Source organism: Roseomonas aerilata DSM 19363 (genome assembly GCF_000711725.1).
In the GTDB taxonomy this organism is placed as follows: Bacteria; Pseudomonadota; Alphaproteobacteria; order Acetobacterales; family Acetobacteraceae; genus Roseomonas; species Roseomonas aerilata.
The window spans coordinates 1-1,888 of record NZ_JONP01000133.1 but is presented as its reverse complement, the minus strand read 5'-3'; the positions used below and the strand labels follow the sequence as shown (position 1 = coordinate 1,888).

Sequence of the window (1,888 nt, the reverse complement as noted above, 5' to 3'; positions counted from 1 at the left end):
CCGGATGAGCAAGGGCGCCACCGGCGTTCGGGTGATGTTCAGCAAGGAGGCGGACATGACCTTCTGGAAGGAGCGCTCGGAGGCAGAGGCGAAGGACCGCAAGCCTCACGCTGCCTGAGACCTGGGGCAGCTGCTTAACGCCGACTGGCGAGGCAGGGGACGCGCTACGATGCTGCAACTTCACGTCAGCTGTCTCAAGGCGCTCCGCGGAGCGGGAGACAGATCATCCCTATCCAGAAATCCGTCTAGGGAAGCAGGTCAACTTCAATCCCACTCCTCACTCGGCCGGAGCAAGGCTCTTAATCAGGTCAAGGACGCGCTTCCGGACCCTTGGTTCGATGATGTGCCCTATCCGGCTCAACCGCAAGCCACAGAGCCTCCATGGCGGCAGTAAGATCAGTACGACAACATTTTTATTGAGTCTTTCGAACAAGATTTAGACAGATGCTTCGGAAGCGTTAATGCCTGGGCTGTCTGCCCTCGCAGGTACCGCAGGTCTCCAGGCTTTAGCAATCAGTGCAAAGCCAAGTCGGCGAAGCAGGGATCGAGCGCGTAGAAGGCTGTAGCGGCCTCACGCAGCTCCCGGCTGGCATGGGCCCAGTACAGCACCGTGGCCACGAACCCGTCCGCGACGAGCTGCTTCACGATCCGTTCGTAGTCGCCGTCGCCCGCCGCCAACGTGATGCGGTCACGCTGCATCATGCGGGGCCCGCCTCCCGCGGAGGTCGGTTGAGCAAGCGCGACGGGTAACAATCCACCCGGCAAGCGGGCGGCGAAGGGGATGGTAACGCCGAGCGCAGCACCCATCGCGCCGAGGGCGGCGCCCTTAAGCGCCCCTCGGCGGCCCCAGACCAGCGCGTCAGACCTCTCGGGGTCGTCCTGATAGAGCTCGCGCACAGAACGCTCTGGTTTGCCGAGGAAGGGCATGAGCTTCGTCTCCTCCTACTTGTTCGATGGTCAGAGTTGAACGTGGGGTGGCCCCGGCAGGCCGCACGTCGAACTAAGCCAGCGCCGACACAGCAGCGCCTTCCCTTTGAAGCCTATGCACACCACCGCACGGTGCCAACCGAAGTAGTTGTAGCGATACCGGCGAGCTACGGCACCACCCGGTTACCAATCCCTTGGCCGAGCTATGGTGCGCGGTCACTCGCTCAAACTGGCAGCTCTGTTTGCAGCCGTTTGGTTTGCGCGGGGGCGATCTGCACCAGCACCGGCGTTATTGTCAGCACCACCGTCGGGCAAGCTGCAGAACCCCCTAAGCCCACCCGGCAGCTCCGGGTGGAGCGCTTCGGCTGGACCTTCTGCCCCGGCGAAAAGGTCATGCAGGTGACCAACGACTACGACCGCGAGGTGTACAACGGCGACCTCGGCGTGATCTCTGGGCTCGACATGGAGGAGAGCGAGCTCACGGTGCGCTTTGAAGACCGGTTGGTATTTCGCCCAGGATTTGGTGGTACGGGTGATGGATGAACCTGGATGGCTCCTCCGTCCAGGCCTTTGCAGATGGCCTCGTAGGGCGTGAGGCCGCGGAGGGTCTTCAGGCGATGGGCAAAGTGTAGGCCGCGATGATGTTGGCGAGGTGCTGACGTGCCTGTCGTGGTTTTCGTAATGGAGGCGCCTAACAGTGGCGTCTCTGATGGTGCGGTTCATGCGCACGAACTGGCCATTCGTCCACGGGTGCCGCGGCTTGGTCAGTCTGTGCTCGACGTTGAGCTCGGCGCAGACGAACTCGAAGGCGTGGCAGAGGAACGGCTTGTTCTGGGCCAGCATTGCCGGATGTCCTCAAGCATCCAGCCATTGCCGCCAGGCTCGGTGAAGTGCGTGCCGTTGTCGGTGAGCACGGTGTGGATCCTGTAGGGAACGACCGCGGCGAGGGCGCGCAGGAAGT

At 62.7% G+C, this 1,888-nt stretch carries 2 protein-coding genes and 1 pseudogene; 1 reads left to right on the top strand and 2 read right to left on the bottom strand.

The window, feature by feature from the left end; all coding sequences use genetic code 11:
• Nucleotides 1–513 precede the first annotated feature (513 nt).
• A complete protein-coding gene (locus tag BO39_RS33880; protein WP_043840417.1) occupies nucleotides 514–927 on the bottom strand; it encodes an NYN domain-containing protein in 414 nt (137 codons plus the stop codon).
• Nucleotides 928–1,278: 351 nt separating this feature from the next.
• On the opposite strand from BO39_RS33880, the gene BO39_RS35565 reads away from it, so the two are divergent.
• Nucleotides 1,279–1,470, top strand: a complete 192-nt coding sequence (locus tag BO39_RS35565) for a hypothetical protein (protein ID WP_043840416.1) — start codon at nucleotides 1,279–1,281, stop codon at nucleotides 1,468–1,470.
• Here BO39_RS35565 and BO39_RS32305 read toward each other — a convergent pair.
• Nucleotides 1,406–1,888 (bottom strand): annotated as a pseudogene (locus tag BO39_RS32305) (integrase core domain-containing protein); the annotation flags it as partial. The gene BO39_RS35565 and the pseudogene BO39_RS32305 sit on opposite strands and share 65 nt — an antisense overlap.